This is a genomic window from Bradyrhizobium sp. WSM1743, assembly GCF_000473065.1.
GTDB lineage: Bacteria > Pseudomonadota > Alphaproteobacteria > Rhizobiales > Xanthobacteraceae > Bradyrhizobium.
Genome location: NZ_AXAZ01000010.1, coordinates 70236 through 93161, shown reverse-complemented (window position 1 = coordinate 93161; position 22926 = coordinate 70236). Strand labels below are relative to the sequence as shown.

The 22926-nt window shown below is 65.5% G+C and carries 18 protein-coding genes; 13 read left to right on the top strand and 5 right to left on the bottom strand.

Going from position 1 to position 22926, the window contains the following annotated elements:
* The first annotated feature begins 26 nt into the window (after positions 1-26).
* The 8 genes from YU9_RS0108450 (at position 27) to YU9_RS0108415 (ending at position 10837) form a co-directional block, all read left to right on the top strand.
* Entirely contained in the window at positions 27-770 is a 744-nt protein-coding gene (locus YU9_RS0108450) for a hypothetical protein (RefSeq protein ID WP_027572410.1), read from the top strand.
* Between the two features lie 142 nt (positions 771-912).
* The gene (locus YU9_RS0108445; RefSeq protein ID WP_027572409.1) at positions 913-3066 is read left to right on the top strand and encodes a hypothetical protein; all 2154 of its coding nucleotides are present in this window, start codon (positions 913-915) and stop codon (positions 3064-3066) included.
* 360 nt (positions 3067-3426) lie between these two features.
* Positions 3427-5862: a DNA topoisomerase (ATP-hydrolyzing) subunit B gene (gyrB, locus tag YU9_RS0108440; protein ID WP_027572408.1), complete on the top strand. Its 2436-nt coding sequence runs from the start codon at positions 3427-3429 to the stop codon at positions 5860-5862.
* Positions 5863-6129: 267 nt separating this feature from the next.
* Positions 6130-6597, top strand: a complete 468-nt coding sequence (locus tag YU9_RS0108435; protein ID WP_027572407.1) for a hypothetical protein — start codon at positions 6130-6132, stop codon at positions 6595-6597.
* 126 nt (positions 6598-6723) lie between these two features.
* Complete coding sequence (gene murA, locus YU9_RS0108430; RefSeq protein ID WP_027572406.1) at positions 6724-8019, top strand: UDP-N-acetylglucosamine 1-carboxyvinyltransferase; 1296 nt, start codon at positions 6724-6726, stop codon at positions 8017-8019.
* A 291-nt stretch (positions 8020-8310) separates the two neighbouring features.
* On the top strand, positions 8311-9705 hold the full coding sequence (locus YU9_RS0108425) for an MATE family efflux transporter (RefSeq protein WP_027572405.1): 1395 nt from the start codon (positions 8311-8313) through the stop codon (positions 9703-9705).
* Positions 9702-10190 carry a DUF2867 domain-containing protein gene (locus tag YU9_RS0108420; RefSeq protein ID WP_027572404.1) on the top strand — a complete coding sequence of 163 codons (489 nt, stop codon included), beginning with the start codon at positions 9702-9704 and terminating at the stop codon, positions 10188-10190. The genes YU9_RS0108425 and YU9_RS0108420 overlap by 4 nt, the downstream gene beginning before the upstream one ends.
* Entirely contained in the window at positions 10187-10837 is a 651-nt protein-coding gene (locus YU9_RS0108415; protein WP_027572403.1) for a 2-hydroxychromene-2-carboxylate isomerase, read from the top strand. Before YU9_RS0108420 ends, YU9_RS0108415 begins: the two co-directional genes overlap by 4 nt.
* Before the next feature lie 32 nt (positions 10838-10869).
* Here YU9_RS0108415 and YU9_RS0108410 read toward each other — a convergent pair whose 3' ends face one another.
* Both YU9_RS0108410 and YU9_RS0108405 read right to left on the bottom strand, forming a co-directional pair.
* Entirely contained in the window at positions 10870-11274 is a 405-nt protein-coding gene (locus YU9_RS0108410) for a VOC family protein (protein ID WP_027572402.1), read from the bottom strand.
* Between the two features lie 64 nt (positions 11275-11338).
* Positions 11339-12454 (bottom strand): aromatic acid exporter family protein, encoded by a 1116-nt coding sequence (locus YU9_RS0108405; protein ID WP_027572401.1) that lies wholly within the window; start codon positions 12452-12454, stop codon positions 11339-11341.
* Positions 12455-12576: 122 nt separating this feature from the next.
* Between YU9_RS0108405 and YU9_RS0108400 the strand changes: the two genes are divergently transcribed.
* The 3 genes from YU9_RS0108400 to YU9_RS0108390 all read left to right on the top strand — a co-directional run bounded on the left by YU9_RS0108400 (position 12577) and on the right by YU9_RS0108390 (position 16252).
* A complete protein-coding gene (locus YU9_RS0108400; protein WP_027572400.1) occupies positions 12577-13947 on the top strand; it encodes an MmgE/PrpD family protein in 1371 nt (456 codons plus the stop codon).
* A 412-nt stretch (positions 13948-14359) separates the two neighbouring features.
* Positions 14360-15277 (top strand): pirin family protein, encoded by a 918-nt coding sequence (locus tag YU9_RS0108395; protein WP_027572399.1) that lies wholly within the window; start codon positions 14360-14362, stop codon positions 15275-15277.
* Positions 15278-15337: 60 nt separating this feature from the next.
* Entirely contained in the window at positions 15338-16252 is a 915-nt protein-coding gene (locus YU9_RS0108390; RefSeq protein ID WP_027572398.1) for a phosphoribosylaminoimidazolesuccinocarboxamide synthase, read from the top strand.
* Between the two features lie 162 nt (positions 16253-16414).
* On the opposite strand, the gene YU9_RS0108385 is transcribed toward YU9_RS0108390, so the two are convergent.
* Entirely contained in the window at positions 16415-17908 is a 1494-nt protein-coding gene (locus YU9_RS0108385; protein WP_027572397.1) for an NAD-dependent succinate-semialdehyde dehydrogenase, read from the bottom strand.
* A 183-nt stretch (positions 17909-18091) separates the two neighbouring features.
* A complete protein-coding gene (locus YU9_RS0108380; protein WP_027572396.1) occupies positions 18092-18412 on the bottom strand; it encodes a hypothetical protein in 321 nt (106 codons plus the stop codon).
* 349 nt (positions 18413-18761) lie between these two features.
* Between YU9_RS0108380 and YU9_RS0108375 the strand changes: the two genes are divergently transcribed.
* Positions 18762-19958, top strand: coding sequence for a serine hydrolase (locus YU9_RS0108375; protein WP_027572395.1), 1197 nt, complete (start codon positions 18762-18764; stop codon positions 19956-19958).
* A 272-nt stretch (positions 19959-20230) separates the two neighbouring features.
* Here the strand turns inward: YU9_RS0108375 and YU9_RS0108365 are convergent, their stop codons facing one another.
* Entirely contained in the window at positions 20231-21232 is a 1002-nt protein-coding gene (locus tag YU9_RS0108365; protein WP_027572394.1) for an adenosine kinase, read from the bottom strand.
* 126 nt (positions 21233-21358) lie between these two features.
* Between YU9_RS0108365 and murJ the strand changes: the two genes are divergently transcribed.
* Positions 21359-22894 (top strand): murein biosynthesis integral membrane protein MurJ, encoded by a 1536-nt coding sequence (gene murJ, locus YU9_RS0108360; RefSeq protein ID WP_027572393.1) that lies wholly within the window; start codon positions 21359-21361, stop codon positions 22892-22894.
* The last annotated feature ends 32 nt before the right edge of the window (positions 22895-22926 follow it).

Genomic DNA, 22926 nt, shown 5'->3' with positions numbered 1-22926 from the left:
CTTCGCGATATCCTTGGAGCATGAGCATGGCGACGGTAGGGCGTGGGGCGCAAGCTCCGGCACGATGGCAACTTGTTGCGTGTGGCCTCGCTCTCCTCGCAAGCTGCCTGCTCGCGGCGAGCGCCGGCGCCTTCGTGTCGACCCTGCCGCCGCTGTTGTCGGCCGCGCTGACGCTGGATCCAGATGCCAAGCTGCCCGCACCGACCCGCTACAGCTATCGAGGGATCCACACCACCGTGATGCCCGGCGTTGAGGCTCCGCTCCGGACCAGGCTCGAAGCCCGCGTGCCCGCAGCGCTCAGCGACGTCCTCGCGTTCTATCGTACTGAGCTTCGAAAGCTCGGTTGGCAGGAACAGCAGGATGACGCGGTGGTCAGCGCCGATCACGCGCGCCTCGCCTTCGTCTCGCCGATCGGGCCGGCAGCACTCGAGCTCGACCGCAATGGCGGCAGCACCTCGGTGCATCTCGTGCAGAAGAATTCGGATGTCGCGAGGCGGGCGAACGTCCTGCCTGAGCCGGGCCAGGCCAAGCTGGTGTTCAGCAATATCGGCGAGAACGAAGCCGTGCTCACGATCAACGGGCGGACCATCCCACGCCCCGCCGGCGCGAACGCCGTCGCGCTGGACCTCGTGCCCGGCAAATACGCCTACGGACTGAGCGTGCCGGGCCGTCCGGCCACCGCGAACATGCTCACCGTCGCAGCCGGCGATACCTGGGAGCTCACGGTCGGGCGCGACGGAGAGGCGTGGCCACCGCTCCAGTTGTATTGAGCCTGTCGGCTGTTCGTCCACTGCGCCGCCTGTTGAACCTGGCCGGTTCCTGCCGCGACTTCTCGTCTGAGGCCGCGCCGATGGGGTCGCAGCCTGCAATTGCGCGGGCATCACGACGCGCCAAGATCCGGGAGTTTCGACGATGCCGATGATCCGGCGCGGGGCGCAAGTCCCGGCACGATGGCGGCTGCTGGCCTGCGGCCTTGTCCTGGTGGCGAGCTGCTCGGTCGCGGCGGCCGCCGACGGGGGTGTCGTCGATGTCCACGCGCTGCCGAAGCTCGAGGGCGCGGTGGAGGACACTTCGCGTCCCGAATCCTGGCGTCTCGAATATCGCATGCCGACGGCGGAAGCCGTGACGGCGCCGGCGCTGAAAAAGCTCCTCGGCGCCGACGGCTGGGTGACCTATCTGCGGCCGCTGGACGAAAAGAGCACCACGCTGAATTTCAAGAAGGGACGTCAGGGCCTGTCGGTTCATTTCACGCAACGCCTCGGCCGCCCCGATCAATCCGTGGTCACCTACTCCTCCGACCGGATCTACGGCAACGTGCCGTTCCCTGACGGCGCGACCGATATCATGTTCGATGGCACAAGGCCTTATCTCGGCTGCATCGCGCCGACCGCGCTCGATGCGACGTCGGATTTCTTTGGCCGCGAGATGGCTGCGATCGGCTGGCAAAAGCTCACACCGGAGACCGCCGCGCGCTGGACCAGCAGCCTGGACGAGACCGTCCCCAACGGTCTGCGCGCCTATTACGAGCACCCTGACAGCCAGGAGACCGGCTTCTACAAGCAGAAGCCGGTGATGCTGACGCTGACGCGCCGTGACGACGGCCGCACCAATGTCGAGATCCGGGTGGCGCCGTTCGCGCTGCCGGAGGTGCTCGAGGCCGACGATGATATGGCCGGCCTGCCGCGGCCCAAGCCGACCAAATCTGCGCGGAGCCTTGGCAGCGCAAGCTCCAACAAGCGCGAGATCTCGGCCGCCGCGATGGCCGAGCTGCCTGCCGTGCGCGCCTTCTATCATCGCGAGCTCGCCGCGCGCGGCTGGCAGGAGGATGGCAGCGCACCGCTCGCGCCCGGCGACGACGTCGCGATCAAGATTTCCTCGGCGGAGGAAACCGGCGTGCTGCGGCTCGGCCGCAAATATGATTTCACCATGATCAGCCTGACTGCGCAGGTGAAGGAATCAGCGCTCGCCGCCCGCGCCAAGGCGAAGAAGGAGGCCGACGAGAAATTCCTCGGCGATGCGTTAGGCGCGGCTCAGCAGCTCATCGCCGCTGATGAGGCCAGGCGCAAGACGCAGGCCGCCTCCCTGTCCGATGCGCCGCTCAATGCGCTCGCCGACAGCAAGACGCCGGTGCCACTGCCCGAGACCGCGCAAGACGTGACCTTCGAAGGCGGCGACGGCAGGCTCGAATTCACGTCCACGTCGAGCGTGAAGGCGCTCAGCACGTTCTACCGCACCACACTGAAGAATGCGGGCTGGAAGGAGCAGCCCTCCGTCATCAACCAGCCCAACATGGCGGTGATGGCGTTCTCGAAAGGCGGCAAGTCGATCTCGATGACGGTGATGCAAATGGGCCCGAAGGTGAATGTCCGCGCCGACGGATCGGGCCTCGTGATGGAAGCGGCCAAGCCCGCTGCCAGCCCTGAGGTGCAGGCCAAATCCTCCGAGCCGCTCAAGCCCGATCCCGAATCCCAGCTGCCGGTGCCGACGCAGCGTTCGTCGAAGTCGCTCGCCACCACAAAGATGCCGGGCAGCGAGACGCCGTTCCGCCGCGAGCTGGAGGCCAGCATCCCCGCTTCGCTCGCCGAGGTCCTCGCCTTCTACCGTGCGGAGCTGTCCAAGCTCGGCTGGCAGGAAAAGGCCGACGGCGCGACTGTGTCCGCAGAACGCGCGCAGATCGACTTTACCTCGCCACAAGGCCCCGCCGTGCTCAAGCTCGGCCGCGCCAAGGGCGAGACCACGGTCAATCTGGTGCAGAAGAATTCGGATGCCGCGGTCAAGGCCGACATCATGCCGAAGGCAGGACAGGCGAGGCTCATGCTCGGCAATATCGGCCCGAAGGAAGCCTCGCTCACGATCAACAATCAGACCATGAAGATCGCGGCCGGCGCCGGCGGCCCGCAATCGCCGAAGGGCCCGATGCTCGACCTGCCGCCCGGCAAGTACCAGTACGCGCTGCGCCTGCCCGGGCGGCCGGCTCGCACCGAGACCCTGACCGTTGCCGCCGGCGAGGCCTGGGGTCTGATGGTGGGCCCGAGCGGCGACGTGCTGCCGTTGCAGATGTATTGAGGTTGATCGTCATGGCCGGACTCGTCCCGGCCCTTCAGGTTCTGCGTTCCGCACAAAGACGTGGATGCCCGGGTCAAGCCCGGGCATGACGGCACCTGTGTGAACGCGCCCCTGAACACCCATCTCGACCCCGCAAAATCCACGCCTTTCGAGACCCAAAACGGCCCCTCGAATCGCACTTTTTGCAGCGCCCGAAATCGCCTTCCAAAAGCCTTGAAAATCGGCCAAAAAACCCCATCTACTCAAAGGGTTGCCGGGAGATACTTTGCGCTAGGCGCAAGCGGTCTTTCGTGGCACAAATAGCCCCGCAAATCAGCGCCTTTTGCGCCGCTGATTCGGGCGACATCTCGAAGGCCTCTCATGACAGAACCTGCTCGGCAGCATGCTGCCGAAAACGAGCCCTCCACCGCGAGCGAATACGGCGCGGAATCGATCCGCGTGCTCAAGGGTCTCGATGCCGTCCGCAAGCGCCCGGGCATGTATATCGGCGACACCGACGATGGCTCGGGCCTGCATCACATGGTCTACGAGGTCGTCGACAACGCGATCGACGAGGCGCTCGCGGGCCATGCCACGCGCGTCGACGTCATCCTCAACGCCGACAATTCCGTCACCGTGCGCGACGACGGCCGCGGCATTCCCGTCGACATCCACAAGGGCGAAGGCATCTCGGCGGCCGAGGTCATCATGACCCAGCTGCACGCCGGCGGAAAGTTCGACCAGAACTCCTACAAGGTCTCCGGCGGCCTGCACGGCGTCGGCGTCTCCGTCGTCAACGCGCTGTCGAGCAAGCTGATGCTTCGCATCTGGCGCGACAACAAGGAGCACTATATCGAGTTCGCCCACGGCGATGCCGTCGCGCCGCTCAAGGTGGTCGGCGACGCCCCGGGCAAGCGCGGCACCGAGGTGACGTTCCTCGCCTCGACCGAGACCTTCAAGAATATCGAGTACGACTTCGCGACCCTCGAGCATCGCCTGCGCGAGCTCGCCTTCCTCAATTCCGGCGTTCACATCGCCCTCTCCGACATGCGCCACGCGGTCGAGAAGCGCGAGGAGATGTATTATTCCGGCGGCGTCGAGGAATTCGTCAAATATCTCGACCGCAACAAGAAGGCGCTGGTGCCCGCGCCGATCATGGTGCGCTCGGAAGCCAACGGCATCGGCGTCGAGGCCGCGCTGTGGTGGAACGACAGCTACCACGAGAACGTGCTGTGCTTCACCAACAACATCCCGCAACGCGACGGCGGCACCCATCTCGCCGGCTTCCGCGGCGCGCTGACGCGCCAGGTCAACGGCTACGCCGAGGCCAATGCGAAAAAGGAAAAGATCGCGCTGACCGGCGACGACTGCCGCGAGGGCCTCACCGCCGTTTTGTCGGTGAAAGTGCCAGATCCGAAATTCTCGTCGCAGACCAAGGACAAGCTGGTGTCCTCGGAAGTGCGCCCCGTGGTCGAGAACGTCCTCAACGAGGCGCTCCAGGCCTGGTTCGAGGAGCACCCGTCTGAGGCCAAGATGATCGTCGGCAAGGTGATTCAGGCCGCCGCGGCCCGTGAAGCTGCGCGAAAGGCGCGCGAGCTGACGCGCAAGAGCCCGCTCTCGGTCTCCTCGCTGCCCGGCAAGCTCGCCGACTGCCAGGAAAAGGATCCGGCCAAATCCGAGCTCTTCATCGTCGAGGGCGACTCGGCAGGCGGCAGCGCCAAGCAGGGCCGCAACCGCGAGTTCCAGGCGGTGCTGCCGCTGCGCGGCAAGATTCTCAACGTCGAACGCGTCCGTCCCGACAAGATGCTGTCGAGCGAGCAGATCGGCACGCTGATCACCGCACTCGGCACCGGCATCAGCGACGAGTTCTCGGTCGAGAAGCTGCGCTACCACAAGATCATCGTGATGACGGACGCCGACGTCGACGGCGCTCACATCCGTACGCTGCTGCTCACCTTCTTCTACCGGCAGATGCGCGACATCATCGACGGCGGCTATCTCTATATCGCCCAGCCGCCGCTCTATAAGGTCTCACGCGGCAAGTCCGAACAGTACCTGAAGGACGAGCGGGCGCTGGAAGACTATCTGATCGATGCCGGGCTGGATGACTGCGTGTACATCCCCGGCACCGGCGGCGACCGCTCCGGACGCGATTTGCGCGCGCTGGTCGACGACGCTCGCGTCGTCCGCAGCATCCTGCGCAATCTGCACAGCCGCTATAACCGCAAGGTGGTCGAGCAGGCCGCCATCACCGGCGTGCTGAACAAGGAAATCTACGGCGATCCCGAGAAGGCCGCTGCGGCCGCGCAATACATCGCGAGCCGGCTCGACAACCAGGCCGAGGAGGTCGAGCGCGGCTGGATCGGGCAATTCGTCGAGGGCCAGGGATTCCTGTTCGAGCGCACCGTGCGCGGCGTCAAGGAAGCTTCTGTGATCGACGATGCGCTGCTCGGCTCGGCCGAGGCGCGCAAGCTCGACGAATACACAACCAAGCTTCAGGACGTTTACGCCCGCTCCGGCAAGCTGCGGCGCAAGGACAACGAGCACGTGGTCCACGGTCCGGTCGACCTGTTCGAGGCCGTGACCGACGCGGGCCGCAAGGGCATCACGCTGCAGCGCTACAAAGGCCTCGGCGAGATGAACCCCGAGCAGCTCTGGGAGACCACGCTCGATACCGACGCACGCTCGCTGCTCCAGGTGAAGGTCAAGGAGGTCGACGAGGCCGACGACATCTTCACCAAGCTGATGGGCGATGTGGTCGAGCCGCGCCGCGATTTTATTCAGGAACATTCGCTGAGCGCGACGATCGATATCTGAGGCCCAATGGCTTTGGGTTTGATCTCCTAGCCAAGCACTCGCTGTAACCTCTCCCGCTTGCGGGAGAGGTCGACGCGAAGCGTCGGGTGAGGGCTCTTTCCTCTGGGGGAGTGTCCCTATGCGGCGATACCCTCTCCCCCGCCCTCCCCGCAAGCGGGGGAGGGAGCGCACCACCGTCATGGCGAAACCGCCCTGAACCTTACACCCGGCGATCGCGACGAAGTGGCATGAACCCGTTGGCCAATTCCGGCCGGGAAGCCTCACGCCATGATCGCCTCTGCAACGCCCAGTTCCGCCGCGCCCTCACGCCGTCTCGGCATCATCGGCAGCATTGTCGGCGTGCTGGCGCTGATGACGGCGGTGCTGCCGCATTGGGTGGTGCCGATCGTGTTTCCGCCGCCGCCGGCGGACAAGGTAATCGTCGACACCGGCCATCGCATCAAGGACCGCATCGTCGCGAAGGTGAAGGGCGTGGAATATCAGGCGCCAAAGGTCGAGAAATCCGCGGGGCGAAGCTGGAGCGAAACCGCGTCAGTCACAGCGATCTCTCTCGGCCTGCTTGCCATCCTGCTTTCAGTGCTCTCGCTGATCTTCCGGGAGGAACGGCTGCTTGCTGCCGTCGCCGCCACGCTCGGCACCGGCGCCATCGCGATCGAAATCTCCTTCTTCATGATCGGGGCGCTGGTCCTGATTGCGATCCTCTATGTGATCGGGAATATCATCGGGCTGTTCTGAAGCCCGCCGAGGACGACCGACGGCCCCCCCCCGAGCGGCTGCCAGCGCAATTGCTCCCGCGCTCAAATCTCTGTAGTTTCCGCCCGAAACAGCCCTCCCCACCCCATCAGGACAGCGAGAATCCATTTGGCGCCCATCCAATACATCGTCGAGGGCGGTCACCGGCTCTCGGGCTCGATCGAGCCGTCCGGCAACAAGAACTCGGCGCTGCCGATCATCGCCGCCGCGCTGCTCACCGAGCATCCGGTGACGCTGGAGAACGTGCCACGGATCCGCGACACCGAAACGCTGGTCGAGCTGATCCGCTCGGTCGGTGCGTCGGCGGAATGGACTGCCCGCAATACGCTTCACATCCATGCCAAGAGCATCCGCGCCGCCGATCTCGATCCTGAATTGTGCGTGCGCATCCGCGCCTCGATCCTGCTCGCGGGGCCGCTGCTCGCGCGCTGCGGCGAGGTGATGCTGCCGCCACCGGGCGGCGATGTCATCGGCCGCCGCCGTCTGGACACGCATGTGCTGGCGCTGGAGCAGCTGGGGGCCAAGGTCACCGCGACCGACCGGCTCGAATTCCGCGCGCCAAAGCTCGCCGGGGCCGACGTGTTTCTGGACGAGCCGAGCGTCACCGCGACCGAGAACGCTCTCGTTGCAGCGGTCGCCGCCGAGGGCGTCACTTACTTGCGCAACGCAGCCTCGGAACCGCATGTGCAGGACCTCGCCAATTTCCTTGTCGCGCTCGGCGCCAAGATCGAGGGCATCGGCACCAACACCATGGTCATCCATGGCGCGGCGACGCTGGGGGAGGCGAGCTACCGGATCCAGCCCGACCACATCGAGGTCGGCTCGCTGATCGGACTTGCCGCCGTGACGCGCTCGCCGCTGCGCATCACCCGCGCCGGCGTCGAGCATCTGCGCTCGATCCGCATGGGTTTCGAGCGGCTCGGCATCGTCTGCCGAATCGAGGGCGATGATCTCATCGTGCCCTCCAATCAAACATTGAAGATCCAGGACGATTTCGGCGGCCATGTGCCGAAGCTGGAGGACCAGCCCTGGCCGGCCTTCCCGGCCGACCTGATGTCGATTGCGATCGTCACGGCCACGCAATGCGAGGGCGTGATCCTGATGTTCGAGAAGATGTTCGAATCGCGGATGTTCTTCGTCGACAAGCTGATCGCGATGGGCGCGCGCATCGTGCTGTGCGACCCGCACCGCGCCATCATCGCCGGCCCCAGCCGCCTGCGCGGCGCGCCGATGACCTCGCCCGACATCCGCGCCGGCATGGCGATGCTGCTCGCCGCCGTCTGCGCCGAGGGCACCTCCACCATCAACAATGCCGACCAGATCGAGCGCGGCTATGAGCGCATCGAGGAACGGCTGAACGCACTGGGCGCGAAGATCAAGCGCGTGCCGGAGCGGAAGAGCTGATCTTCGCCTCTCCCCGCGCTTGTCCGCCGAAGCTTTAGCGAAGGCGGATGCGGGAGCGGCGCGAGGGAGAAAAGCTGCGGCGCACTGTTCTTTCCTTCTCCCCTTGTGGGAGAAGGTGGCGCGAAGCGCCGGATGAGCGGTTTCTATCCGCTCGTCTCATTGAGAGTTGGACTCGCGGATAGAGATCCCTCTCCCGTCTCGCCGCTATGCGGCGATCCACCCTCTCCCACAAGGGGAGAGGGGAAGAAAGCGGGCCATGTTTTCGACGTGTGGCTGTGCTAATGACCGGCCATGCTCGACACCGTCCAACATCATGCGCAGCCGCAAGCCGGCGTGCCGCCAAATCATCTTGCCGAAGAGTTCGTCGAGACGCTGCGCCTCGCCGTGCCGATGATGCTGACCCAGCTCGGGCAGATCGCGATGATCACAACCGATCTCGCGATGATCGGGCGGCTCGGCGAAGATGCGGTGGCCGCGGCGGCGCTGGCCCATACGGTCTATTTCGTCAGCTTCACCTTCGGGCTCGGATTGACGTCCGCAGTGGCGCCGCTGGCGGCGCAGGCGTTCGGCGCCGGCGATGTCAGGCTGATCCGCCGCTCCTTGCGCGTCGGGCTATGGGCCGCGCTCCTGATCTCGCTGCCGATGATGGCCTCGCCGCTCTATGGCGAGCAGATCCTGCTGGCGCTCGGTCAAATGCCGCAATCGGCCGCGCTGGCGCAGCACTATCTGAACGGCCTTGCCTGGGGCATCGCGCCGGCGCTCGGCTTCATCGCGCTGCGCGGCATGATGAGCGCGGTGAACCGGCCGCAGGCGCCGCTGTGGATCACAGTGGTGGCGATCCCGGTGAATGCCGCGTTGGTCTACGCCCTGATCCACGGCCTGTTCGGTCTGCCGGAGCTCGGCCTGTTCGGCGCGGGGCTTGCGACCACGCTGGTCAATCTCGGCACTTTCATCGCCGCACTCGCGATTGCCGCATGGCGAAAGCCGTTCGCGGACTATCATCCGCTCGCCCGTCTCTGGCGGATCGACTGGCCCTTGATGCGTCAGCTCGTCGCGGTCGGCGCGCCGATCTCGTTTTCCCTGTTGCTGGAATACGGCCTGTTCTCCTCGGCGGCGCTGCTGATGGGCTTGATCTCGACCGCCGCGATTGCCGCGCATCAGATCGCGCTCCAGGTCACCGCCGTGCTGTTCATGGTGCCGCTCGGCATCGGCATGGCGGCGACGGTGCGGGTCGGTCATGCCTTCGGCCGGAACGACATGGTCGGGTTGAGGCGCGCGGGCCTGGTCGCAGCGGTGCTGGGGATCGCGTTCGTCTCCGCCCTGACCGTCGCGATCATTCTCGGCCGGTACGAGATCGGACGGCTGTTCTTCGGTCGCAGCGAGGCCAGCGCAGCAACGGTCGAACTGACGGCAACGCTGCTGCTGGTCGGCGCCAGCTTCTTCATCGCCGACGGCCTCCAGACCATCATGGGTGGCGCGCTGCGCGGCATCAATGACACCCGAATGACGCTGGTGTTCGCGGCGATCGGCTATTGGTGCGTCGCCTTTCCCGTCGCCTGGGTGCTTGCCTTCCATGCGGGACTGGGCGCGGTCGGCGTCTGGATCGGGTTCTCGATCGGCTCGTTCGTCTATGCCGCCCTGTTGATCTTGCGCTTCCGGATGCTGGCGCGCAAACTGGCGGGATGATCGCAAAGGTCCGCGAAGTCACCCCCAACGTCGACGCCGACGCGGTGCTGGCAGGCGCGCAGTTCATCGATGCGTTTCGCGTGGAGATCGGCGCGGTGACGGTCGATGCGCGCGAGGCCTGCGTCCGGATGGTGTTGCACGGACCGCGCTGGATCGACGTGCTGCTGCGCCTGCGCAACATTCTGGTGACGCCGTTCGGCCTGAAGACATCGGGCGAAGGCGCACGGGCCCCGTACGGCCTGATCGGCCTGTTTCCGGTGGTGAGCGAGACGCCGGAGCGGCTGGTCGCGGGCTTCAATGATGCTCACCTCGACTTCCGCCTCGTCGTCGACGTGGCAGGCGATGGCGCGAGCCGCCGGGTGACCTCGACCACGCTGGTGCGCACGCACAATCTGCTCGGCCGCATCTATCTCGCGCTGATCATGCCCTTCCACAAGCTCGTGGTCCGCGGCATGATGGGACGGATCGTGGAGCCGGCCCGATGACGCTGTCCGTCGACCTCTTCTACTCATTCCGCAGCCCTTACAGCTATCTGGCGCTGCCCAAGACGCTGAAGCTGGTCGAAAAGTATGATCTCGCAGTGAATTTGCGACCGGTCTATCCGCTGGCGATCCGCGTGCCCGGGTTCTTCAAGAAGACCAATCCGCAATTCATCCGCTATGTAGTGCTCGACAGCACGCGAGTGGCGGAGCACGAGGGCATCCCGTTCCGCTTCCCCAGGCCCAATCCGGTCGTGCAGGACCTGACCACGCTCGAGGTCGCGGCCGAGCAGCCCTACATCCATCGCCTGACCCGGCTGGGCGCCATGGCGCAGCTCGAGGGACGCTCGCTCGAATTTACATATACGATCGCGCGCATGCTGTGGGACGGTTCGGTGTCGGGGTGGAACGAGGGCGATCATCTCGCGCGCGCGGCGGCGAAAGTCGGCTTCGATCTCGCCGCGATGGATGAAGCGATCACCGCTGACCCGGATCGCTACGAGCAGGTGATCGCGGAGAACGAGAAGGACCATGCCGCGTCAGGCCATTGGGGCGTGCCGACCTTCGTGTTCGAAAACGAGCCATTCTTCGGCCAGGACCGCATCGACCTCTTGGTCTGGCGCATGCAGGGCAAGGGGCTGGCGCGGCGGTAGGACGTCTGTTCACGCCCAGGCGACGCAGCCCGTCACGTTCGCACCGGCTGCCCGATCCCCAGCAAGTTACCCTCGCTGTCGCGAAACCATGCGCCCCGCTCGCCGATGCCCTTACTGGGATAATTCCCGGTAATCTCCGCTATGCCATCGACCGTCTTCAGGCCGGGCAGGTCGTACTCCTCGAATTCCACTCCGCGCGCGCGAAGCTCGCGTACGGTTGCCTCGATATCCTCAACTTCCCAGCCCATCTGCGTGTGCGTGCCGGATTGCGTTCCAGCGGAGAGGAATATCGCAAACTCGCCTCCCGCGCAGACATAGCGGAGCCCGCCCACACGCTCTTCAATCGGCTCGAGCCCGAGTTTCTCGGAGTAGAATGCCCGCGCGCGGTTCAGGTCTTTGGCCGGAAGCCGGGTTGCTACCGTTGCGTTGCCTAACATGCTCTCTCCTTTCCTCATCTCAAGTTCGTCGACCTGTCCTGCGGGCACGAGGACATGCGCTAGCTCACTCCGCCACACGCACCGACTTGTCGGCCGCTGCTTCCGACCATTCGCCGACGACGCGGTCGAGATCGCAGAGGTTCTGGTGCATCTGCTCCAGAGAGAAGCCAATCGCGAAGAACCGCTCGGCGGTGTCGCCGGGCTGGCCGCGGATCAGGCCGTCCTGGCGGACGGCGGCAACCGCCTCGGCGTAATGCTGGAGCGCGACATGGACGGGATGGATCGGCGGCGCGCCGGCGCCCTCGCGCAGGGCCGCGGCGGCCGAGCGCAGGAAGCGCGCGATCACGATCGAGACCTCCGTCAGCGGGCCAGATAGTCGCGTCTGCACCTCGATCGGCAGCGGCACGACGGTCGCCCGGCCGATCATCACGACGTCATGACGCAGCCGCAGGATCGTTCGCAACAACGGGCCGGTATCCGGTCCGCTCGACAGGCGCGCGGCGCGCTCGCGCTCGGCTTCGGAGCCGATCGCATTGAGGCTGACCATGGCCGTGCCGATGCCGTCCTGGATCCGGTGCAGCGCGTCGTTGTCGCGGCCGCGCGTGAGACCCGCGAGCAGCTCGGTGAAGGCATCCGCGATTAGCTCGAGCAGCGTCGCCGCGCTGGCGCGGATCTGTCGCACCGCGCGCGAGGGCAGCACCAGGAACGAGACCAGCAGTCCCGTGACGGCGCCGACCGCGACCTCGCTGACCCGATCGATCGCCGAGGTCATGGGATCGGAGTGATGCATGGTCGGAACCAGGAGCACGATCACGGCGGTAACCGTGGCCGCGCTCAGGCTCGGATTGATCGCGGCGACGAAGGCGAGCGGGGCGACCGAGAGCACGAGCAGGCCGAGAAGGCCGGCTTCGCTGGAATAGGGGATCAGGATCGCAATGGCGCCGCCATACACAGCGCCGCCGATGGTGCCGAGCATGTAGTCGCGCGTCGCCTTCAGCGAGCGGCCAACGCTCATCTGGGTCACGATCAGCGAGGTCAGCACCGCCCAGAGCGGCAACAGGAGATGCAGCGCGGTGGCGATGGCATAGGCCGCAGTCGCGGCCACCGTGACCCGGATCGCGAGCCCCAGTTGCGTGCGCCGCGACCGGATCCGCTCGAACACCTTCCCTGCGAATGCCATGCCTGACTATCCCGGTCCGATCCTCATACGAAGGCAAAAGCATAGCTGATGCCCGCGGCCGCAAGGCCGCTTGAAAGGCCAAATCAGCCCGCCTAACTTGCCGGCCAAAACGAGGAAACACGATGGCCCACGAAACCGCAACGCTCGCTGCCTACGTCTTCAACCTGAAATACCAGGATATTCCGGCGGAGGTGCTGGAGCGCGCAAAAGTGCTGACGCTGGACTTCCTCGGCAGCGCGATCCGAGCGAGGCGCGAGGCGGAATCGACCCCGTCGATGCTGAAGATGCTGGAGGCGCTGGCGCTCGACACCAGGGGCGAGTCCACCGTGTTCGGCGACAGCAAGACCTGGACACCGGCAATTGCCGCGCTGCTCAACGGCGCGCTCGGCCATTCCCTCGATTTCGACGATACCCACGCCGATTCCTCGCTGCATCCGAGCGCGCCGGTGGTTCCGGCCGCCTTCGCGGTCGGCGAGATGGTCGGCGCATCGGGCCGCGAGGTGCTGACGGCGATCGTTGCCGGCTACGAGGTCTGCTGCCGGCTCGGCAACGCGCTCGATCCGACCTCGCATTACGCGCGCGGCTTCCACCCGACCGCGACCGCCGGCACCTATGGCGCGGCTGCGGCGGCCGGCAAGCTGCTTGGCCTGTCCGAGAAGCAGCTGATCGCTGCGTTCGGCGTCTCCGGCAGCCAGGCCGCGGGTTCGCTGCAGTTTTTGGTCAATGGCGCCTGGAACAAGCGCTACCAGGTCGGTGCCGCCGCGATGAACGGCGTGATCGCCGCGACGCTGGCGCGCAACGATTTCGTCGGCGCGACCGAGTCGGTCGAGGGCAAGCACGGCCTGCTCGCCGGCTACACCGACGACGCGCATCCGGACAAGGCGGTCGCCGAGCTCGGCAAGAGCTATGAGACGATGAAGATCGGCGTAAAGCCTTATCCGAGCTGCCGCTACACCCACGCCGCGATCGACGCGCTGATCGCGATGCGGCGCGAGCACAATCTGACGCCCGACCAGGTCAAGCGTGTCGAGATCGGCCTGCATCGCAACGGCATCACGCTGACCGGCGATGCCGCGACCAAGCGGCATCCGCGCTCGATCGTCGGCGGCCAGTTCTCGATGTTCTTCACCGGCGCGCTCGCGCTCGACCAGGGCTCGTTCGGCTGGGACGATTACAACCGCCTCGGCGATGCCGCCATCGACGCGCTCGCCGACAAGTTCGACGTGGTGCAGGACGACCGCCTCGAGATCGGCCGCACCCATCCCTTTGGCGCGCGCGTGAGCATCACCACGGACGATGGTGTGCATGAGCGGCTCTATGCCGATCCGTCCGGAGAGCCGACCTCGTTCCCGGACACGCAGGCGATGCAGCAGAAGTTCCTGACGCTGGCCCGCCCCGTGCTGAACGCGCGCGCGGAAAAGTTTGCCGATGCGATCATGACGCTGGAGCGGTTCGATCGCGTGGCCAAGGCGACGGAATTGGGGAGGCAATAGGCTGGCCACACGCATGCTGCACCCTCTCCCCTTGTGGGAGAGGGTGGATGCGCGAAGCGCAGCCGGGTGAGGGGTCTCTCTCGGCCAGAGCATCTCGCAGTTGCATTTGCGGAGAGAGGCCCCTCATCCGGCGGCATAGCCGAAGCTACGCTTCGGCGTTCTTAAGAACGGCGGCCTAAAGGCCGCCTATGCCACCTTCTCCCACAAGGGGAGAAGGAAGAAGAGGACGGCGCTCCGCTCAATTCGCCCCCGCCAGCTTCCCCTTCTCGCGCGTGGCGGCCACCACGTCGCGCACCAGATGCCCCGGTTAGGCCGGGGCATGACAGTGGAGTTTGAGGAGCGGCCCTTGCCGCGACGACGGCGCCAAATCCTGCTAGGCTCCTGTCCAAGAAAGCCAAAAAGGAGTCCACCCATGAGCTGGCAGCCCTCCAACGATCCCGTGCTCGGCGATCCCATGTCCTGTGATGCGCTCGATCTCGTCATCGTGCCTCGCACGCGCGATCTCGGCGACGGATTCGCGGTGCGCCGCGCGTTGCCGCATGGCAAGCGGCAGATGGTCGGGCCCTTCATCTTCTTCGATCATTTCGGACCGGTGCAGTTCGTCTCCGGCAAGGGCATGGACGTGCGGCCGCATCCGCATATCGGGCTTGCCACCGTCACTTACCTTTTCGACGGCATGATCATGCATCGCGACAGCGAGGGCAATGTCCAGGAGATCGCGCCGGGCGCGATGAACCTGATGACGGCGGGGCGCGGCATCGCCCATTCCGAGCGCACGCCGGATGCGCAGCGCGCCTCGGGCCAGAAGATGCTGGGACTGCAAAGCTGGATCGCACTGCCGGCCGGATCGGAAGAGATCGCGCCGTCGTTCCAGCATTATGCGGCGGGCGACTTGCCGATGATCTCCGAGCGCGATTTTACCGCACGCGTGATCGCGGGCTCGTCCTTCGGCATCGCCTCGCCCGTGTCGATGGTGTCGCCCTGGTTCTACACCGAGGTCACGGCGGTCGCGGGCGCGACCGTGCCGCTCGATCCCGATCATGAGGAGCGCGCGATTTACCTGGTTGACGGCGAGGTCGAGATCGCGAACGAACGTTACGAGGGGCCGCGGCTGCTGATCTTCCGACCCGGCGACCGCATCACCGTGAAGGCGCTGAAGGCGACACGGATGATGTTTCTCGGCGGCGATGCGCTGGAAGGCCCGCGCCACATCTGGTGGAATTTCGTCTCCTCCAGCAAGGAGCGGATCGAGCAGGCCAAGCAGGACTGGAAAACCGGCCGCTTCGCCGCAGTTCCGCAGGAACACGAGTTCATTCCGCTGCCGGAATAGGCTAATCCGGTGCCGGCTGCGCCATCGGGCGCCGCCCGACGTCCTGCGAAAGATCTGCCGATGACCACCATGCTCTCCAGCGACCTGCCCCTGCCCAAGATCGGACGCGGCAAGGTGCGCGACATCTATGCCGTCGACGATGACCGCCTGCTGCTCGTCACCACCGACCGCATCAGCGCCTTCGACGTCGTGATGGGCGAGACCATCCCGATGAAGGGCGCGGTGCTGACGCAGATCAGCGCGTTCTGGTTCAACGAGCTCGAAGGCGTGGTGCCGCATCACATGATCAGCGCCGACACCGACGAGATCGTTGCGGCCGTGCCGGCGTTGAAACCGCACCGCGCCGAGATCCTCGGCCGCGCCATGCTGTGCAAGCGGACCACCGTGTTCCCGATCGAGTGCGTGATCCGCGGCTATCTCTCGGGCTCCGCCTGGAAGGAATATGCCGCGAGCGGCACGCTGGCCGGCGAGAAGCTGAAGGCAGGCCTCGTCGAGAGCGAGAAGCTGGAGCCCGCCATCTTCAGCCCGGCGACCAAGGCCGAGAGCGGCCATGACGAGAACATCACGATCGCGAAGATGCGCGAGGTGGTCGGCGACGAGGTCGCCTACACGCTGGAGAGCATGACGCGCGCGATCTACACGCTCGGCGAGGAGCTCGCCCGCGAGCAGGGCATCATCATCGCCGACACCAAGTTCGAGTTCGGCCGCGACAAGCACGGCCGCATCATCCTCATCGATGAGGTGATGACGCCTGATAGTTCGCGCTTCTGGGCGGTGGATGCCTACAAGCCCGGCCAGCCGCAGGCGAGCTTCGACAAGCAACCCTTGCGCGACTATCTCGACGTCGAACGCCGCGCCGGCCGCTGGAACGGCGATGCTCCACCGCCGCCACTGCCCGCGAGCGTGGTCGATGCAACCAGCAAGCGGTATCTGGAAGCGTATCGGCGCGTGACGGGGAAAAAGCTGAAGATTTAGGCCTCGCTGCCACCGCGCGCTCCGCCATTGCGAGCGCAGCGAAGCAATCCAGAGTCTTTCCGCGAGGGATGCTTCGCTGCGCTCGCAATGACGTGGAGAGGCCAAGTGTGCCTCTCCAGCATTCCCGCCTAGCTCACATTCGCGGTGGTACCTGCGGCGCCCTCACACCCCCGCCATCATCACGTATTTGATCTCGACATATTCTTCCATGCCGTGATGCGAGCCTTCGCGGCCGAGGCCGCTTTCCTTGACGCCGCCGAAGGGCGCGACTTCGGTGGTGATCAGGCCGGTGTTGACGCCGACCATGCCTGATTCCAGCGCTTCGGCGACGCGCCACACGCGGCCGAGGTCGCGGGAATAGAAATAGGAGGCGAGGCCGAACGGCGAGGCGTTGCACATCGCGATGACGTCAGCCTCGTCCTTGAAGCGGATCACCGGCGCGAGCGGGCCGAAGGTTTCTTCTTGCGACACCAGCGAGTCCGGCTTGACGTCGGCGAGCACCGTCGGCTCGAAGAACGAGCGGCCGAGCTCGCTGCGCTTGCCGCCGGTGACGACCTTGGCGCCGCGCTTGACGGCGTCGGCGATGTGACGTTCGACCTTGTCGACCGCCTTCATGTTGATCAGGGGCCCTTGCGTGACGCCGCTCTCGGTGCCGTCGCCGATCTTCATCGCCGCGACCTTCTTGGACAGCTTCTGCACGAACTCGTCGTAGATCTTGTCCTGGGCATAGATGCGGTTGGCGCAGACGCAGGTCTGGCCCATGTTGCGATACTTGGAGACGATCGCGCCTTCGACCGCCGCATCGATGTCGGCGTCGTCGAACACGATGAACGGTGCGTTGCCGCCGAGCTCCAGGCCGAGCCGCTTCACGCCGACCGAGGCCTGCTGATAGAGGATCTTGCCGACGGCGGTCGAGCCGGTGAAGCCGACGAAGCGAACGGCCGGATGCTCGCACAGCACCTTGCCGATCGGCGGCGCGTCACCGGTGATGATGTTGAGTACGCCCTTGGGGATGCCGGCCTTCTCGGCGAGCACGGCGAGCGCCAGCGCCGACAGCGGCGTCTCGTTGGCGGGCTTGAGCACCACGGTGCAGCCGGCTGCGAGTGCCGGCGAAACCTTTCGCGTGATCATCGAGTTCGGGAAATTCCACGGCGTGATCGCGCCGCAGACGCCGATCGGCTGCTTGATCGCGAGCAGGCGCGCATCGGGCCGCTGCGTCGGGATGGTCTCGCCATAGACGCGCCTCGCTTCCTCGGCGAAGAACTCGATATAGGCGGCGCCGATATCGACCTCGCCGAGTGCCTCGGTGAGCGGCTTGCCCTGCTCGGAGGTGAGGATCAGCGCGAGATCCTCGCGGTTGGCGACGATCAGCTCGAACCATTTGCGCAAGATGTTGGAGCGCTGCTTGGCGGTATGCTTGGCCCAGGCCGGAAAGGCGCGCTCGGCGGCTTCAACCGCCTTGGTGGTATCATCCGCACCAAGCTGCGGGACCTTTGCGAGCTCGACGCCGGTGGCGGGATTGTTGACGGCAAAGACCGGCGTGCCGACCCAGGCGCCGTCGATGTAGCAGGCCTCCTTCAAGAGCGAAGGGTCCTTCAACCGGTCGCGCAGGGTGGCGGTGGCTTGCGTGGCGCGGGCGGCGGCGGTCTGGGTCATGGCATTTCTCCCTGGGCGATCGGATCGGGCCGGAATATAGGGACAGACGGCGCGCAATGCACCGCCCCGCAACGCACATCTGCTGATAGCCAAGGTCGGGAGCGGCCCGTTCTTCACCTCTCCCCAGCAGGGAGAGGTCGGCACCGTGAGCGCGGAAGCAGCTCTGCGCGATCTTAAGTTTGGTCAGGCCGCGCCGCTCATATAGGTCTCGCGGCGGCCGATCATACGCTCGGCCGCGGCCTTGGCGTCCGCCTTGGTGGATGTCGCGCACGTCCGATATTCGAGATCAGGGACATGAGAGGTGTCGCGACGGCCGAACCAGGATTTTGAGCCGACCGGCAGCAGCGCCAGCGCCTGCGCCAGATTGTCGACGGCGCCGAAGGAATAGAGTGCGCCGGTGCCGGCGACGCGGACCTCGTAAATGCCGGGCGAAATCGGCGCCTCCAGGTTCTCGCCGCGTCCCGGACGGGGATAGCGCTTCCATTCGCTCCAGGTCGAAATCATCTGAGGTCCCCCTCGCCGCCCATCCATGGCCGGCAACATTTGCATCAAGTCTTAATCGGCCCATGGATCGGACCGGGTGCTGAACGTGGCAGCTCACGAAATGTTTCAGGTGTCCGAAAACTCACGAAACATATCGCCTGGAGCCCGTCTCAGGTGAGGGCGAAGTCCGGCTATCCACCACAGATTGTGAGAGGGCGTCACCGTTCAGTCCCGTTGTCGTCCTGCGTGGGACCAAAACCGTCAAGTCACGACATCGCGACCAGCGCAGGTCCATGGATGCGCTTGCCGCGCCGGGCATGCGGGAGGACAATCGATCACTTCCAACAATAATCAAACCTGAGGAAACCCCATGCAAAGCCAAGCACAGATCGATGAGATTCTGCGTCAGAAGAGCGAGACCAAGGAGATTCCGGGCGTCGTCGCCATCGCGGCCAGCGGAAACGACGTGCTGTATCAGGGCGCATTCGGCAAGCGCGACCTGTCCAAGCCTGATGCGATGACAATCGACAGCGTGTTCTGGATCGCGTCGATGACGAAGGCGGTGACATCGGCGGGCGCGATGCAGCTGGTCGAGCAGGGCAAGCTGTCGCTGGATGCGCCGATCGGCGATGTGCTGCCCGATCTCGCCAATCCGCAGGTGCTCGAAGGTTTTGATGCCAAGGGCGAGGCTAAGTTACGTCCGGGCAAGGGGCCGATCACGTTGCGCCAGCTCATGACCCACACCGCCGGCTTCTGCTACAATATGTGGAACGGCGATCTCGCGGTCTATCTGGACAAGAACGGCATTCCCGCCATCACCACCTGCCAGAATGCGGCACTGAAGACGCCTATTATGACCGACCCCGGCACGCGCTGGGAATACGGCACCAACATCGATTTCGTCGGCAAGGCGGTGGAAGCCGTCAGCGGCAAGCGGCTCGATACCTATCTGCACGACAATCTGTTCACCCCGCTCGGCATGCGCGACACCGCGTTCAAGATCACCGACGACATGCGCAAACGCCTCGTTGGCATGCATGCGCGCGGCGAGGACGGCCAGCTCGCATCGATCCCGTTCGAGCTCGAGCAGAATCCGGAATTCCACATGGGCGGCGGCGGCCTCTATTCGACCGCGGCCGACTACATCAAGTTCACCCAGATGATTCTCAACAAGGGCCGCGGCAATGGCAACCAGGTGCTGAAGGCCGAGACGGTCGCAACGATGGGGCAGAACCACATCGGCGACCTCGCCATGGGCAAGATGACCACGGCGGCGCCGATGTACACCAACGATGTCGATCTCTATCCGGAGCAGGTGAAGAAGTGGGGCCTCAGCTTCATGATCAACACCGCCAAGACGGGCGAAGGTCGCAGCGCGGGCAGCCTCGCCTGGGCAGGCCTCGCCAACACCTATTACTGGATCGATCCGGCACGCGACGTCACCGGCGTGATCCTGATGCAGCTGTTGCCGTTCGCCGATGCGAAATGCCTGGAGGCGTTCGCGGGATTCGAGCGCGGGGTCTATGCCGGGCTGGATGCTGCTGGAAGCGGGCAGAAGGCGGCGTGAGAGACGACTTCGCGCACGGCTCTCACCACACACGACTGTCATCCCCCGCGAAAGCGGGGGATCCAGTACGCCGCGGCTTCTCGATGAACCACTGACGTCTCGACGTACTGGATCGCCCGGTCAAGCCGGGCGATGACAGCAGAGAGTGAGGCGCGAGCGTCTATCAAGATCGTCATTGCGAGCGGAGCGAAGCAATCCAGTCTGCCTCTGCGGAGGGACTCTGGATTGCTTAGTCTCTATGCTTCTCGCAATGACGGGAATAGAGACGACCCTTAAACCGTCAGCCCGCGCTGCTGCGCCAGCTCCTTCAGCGACACAAGCGGACGGGCGCCGATGTGCTGGATCACTTCGGCGGCCGCGAGCGCGCCGAGCTCGCCGCACTGCTTGTAGCCGAAGTTGCGCGCGAGGCCGTAGAGGAAGCCTGCTGCGAACAGATCGCCGGCGCCGGTGGTGTCGACCACCTTGTCGACCGGGAAGGCTGGAGCTGCGACGGCGTCTTCCACCGAGACCACCATGCAGCCCTTCTCGCTGCGGGTGACGACGCCGAGATTGACGTCGTTGCGCAGCTGCTTCAGCGCGGTGTCGAAGTCCGAGGTCATGTAGAGCGAATGCAGCTCGGATTCATTGGCGAAGACGATGTCGACGGTGCCGTTGCGCATCAACGAGAGAAACTCGTCGCGATAGCGGTCGACGCAGAAGGAATCCGACAGCGTCAGCGCCACCTTGCGCTTAGCATCATGGGCGCTCTTGGCCGCCTTGACGAAGGCGTCCTTGGCGTTCTTGGGGTCCCAGAGATAGCCTTCGAGATAGACGATAGCAGCGCCGGCGATCTCGGCCGGATCGATGTCGGCGGGCGACAGGTCCTGCGCCGCACCGAGATAGGTGTTCATGGTGCGCTCGCCGTCGCCGGTGACCAGGATGTAGGAGCAACCGGTGGCGGGGCCGTCCTTGGCCGCAGGCGTGTTGAAGGCGACGCCGGCTGCGCGGATGTCATGGATGTAGAGCTTGCCGATCTGGTCGTCCTTGACCTTGCCGACATAGGCGGCGCGTGCCCCCAGGCTGCTGATGCCGACGATGGTGTTGGCGGCAGAGCCGCCAGAGACTTCCGTGGCCGGGCCCATGTCCTTGTAAATGGCCGCCGCGCGCGCCTCGTCGATCAGCGACATGCTGCCCTTGGCCATGCCGTGCTTGGCCAGAAAGGCCTCGTCGGTCCTGACCAGCACGTCGAACAACGCGTTGCCGATGCCGAGAACGTCATATTTCACGTCAGCCATTCACCTTGATCCTGTTTGGCGGATTGCGATCCCTGCGAAAATCCGCTTCCTGTCGGCCTGAAATCCAAGCTCGCGGCCTATCACGACCGGGCCAGCGCGGGCAAGCAACGGTATGACAAAGGGCCGATGATCCGCTCCTTCCTGACCGTCTCGACGGGAACGCTGGCCTCGCGGCTGCTGGGTTTTGCCCGCGATTCCCTGATTGCGGCGCTGCTCGGCACCGGCGCCGTGGCGGACGCGTTTCTGGCGGCGTTTCAGCTCGTCAACGTGGTACGCCGGCTGCTCAGCGAGGGCGCGCTGAACGCGGCGCTGATCCCGGCCTGGCTGCGCGCCCGGGACCGCGACGGGGCGACGGCCGCGGCAGCATTTGCCGGACGCGTGCTCGGCACGGTCAGCGCGGCCCTGATCGCAATCTCGATCCTGATCGCAGTGTCGATGCCGCTGATCATCACGGTCATCGCGCCGGGATTCGTTGGCAGCGGCACGCTCGATCGCGCGGTTGAGAACGCGCGGCTGATGCTGCCTTATCTCGCCTTCGCCGGTCCCGTCACCGTGCTGATGGGACTGCTCAATGCGCAGGGCCGCTTCGCGCTGACGGCGTTCTCGCCTCTATTGTTCAACATCGCGCTGATCGCCGCGATCGCGGTGTTGCTGGTTTGGCATGCCGACGCCAGCTCCGCTGCGTGGATCTTGGCGGCTACCGTCGGCCTCGCCGGCCTGCTGCAGCTCCTGATGCTGCTGTCGCAGCGAAGCGCGCGTCTTGCGACGCCGCTGCGCGCCGGTTTCGACAAGGAGATGCGCGGCTTCTTCGCCAAGGCGATCCCCGGCATGATCGCAAGCTCAGGCCCGCAATGGCTGATGGTTGCGGGCGCGATCATCGCCTCGGCGACGCCATCAGCCGTGTCCTGGCTCTATTTCGCCAACCGCCTGATCGAGCTGCCGCTCGGCATCGTCGGCGTCGCCATGGGCACGGTGCTGGTGCCGGAGCTGACGCGCGCCGTGAGTAGTGGCGATCGCGATGCGGTGGCGCATGCCGAATCCCGCGCGCTGGAGCTTGCGACCGGGCTGGCGCTGCCGGCAACTCTCGGCCTGATCGTATTGGCCGAGCCGATCGTGCGGCTGTTGTTCGAGCATGGCGCGTTCGGCGCAGAGGACAGCACGGCCACCGCGCGCGCGTTGATGTGGCTGGCGCTGGGCCTGCCGGCGCATGTGCTGATCAAGGCGCTATCGCCGGCGTTCTATGCCCGCAGCGACACGATGACGCCGCTGCTGGCGACCGCCCAAGGCTTTGTGGTCGCGGTCGTGCTCGCGGTTCTGCTCGGCCATTTCTTCGGCGCGAGCGGGATCGCGGCGAGCATCGCGGCCGGCGCCTGGAGCAGCGCGCTCGCGCTGCTCCGGAAAGGCACGAGCGAGTTCGGCTTCTCGGTCGATGTGGCCGCCCGCACGCGATTGCCGCGGATCGTGCTGGCCGCGATCGCCATGGGCGCCCTGCTCTGGCTGACCACGGGTCTGGTGCCTGTCGAGAGCCATGGCTTCATCAAATTCGTCGCGCTGGGCGTGCAGATCGCGGCCGGAATCGCCGTCTACGGCCTGCTGCTGCAAATCCTCGGTGCCGCCTCCTGGCGTGAGGCGGTTAACGCGCTGAAACGACCTGCTCGTTAGAACGCTCGCCGGCCGGTCTTCACCTCTCCCCA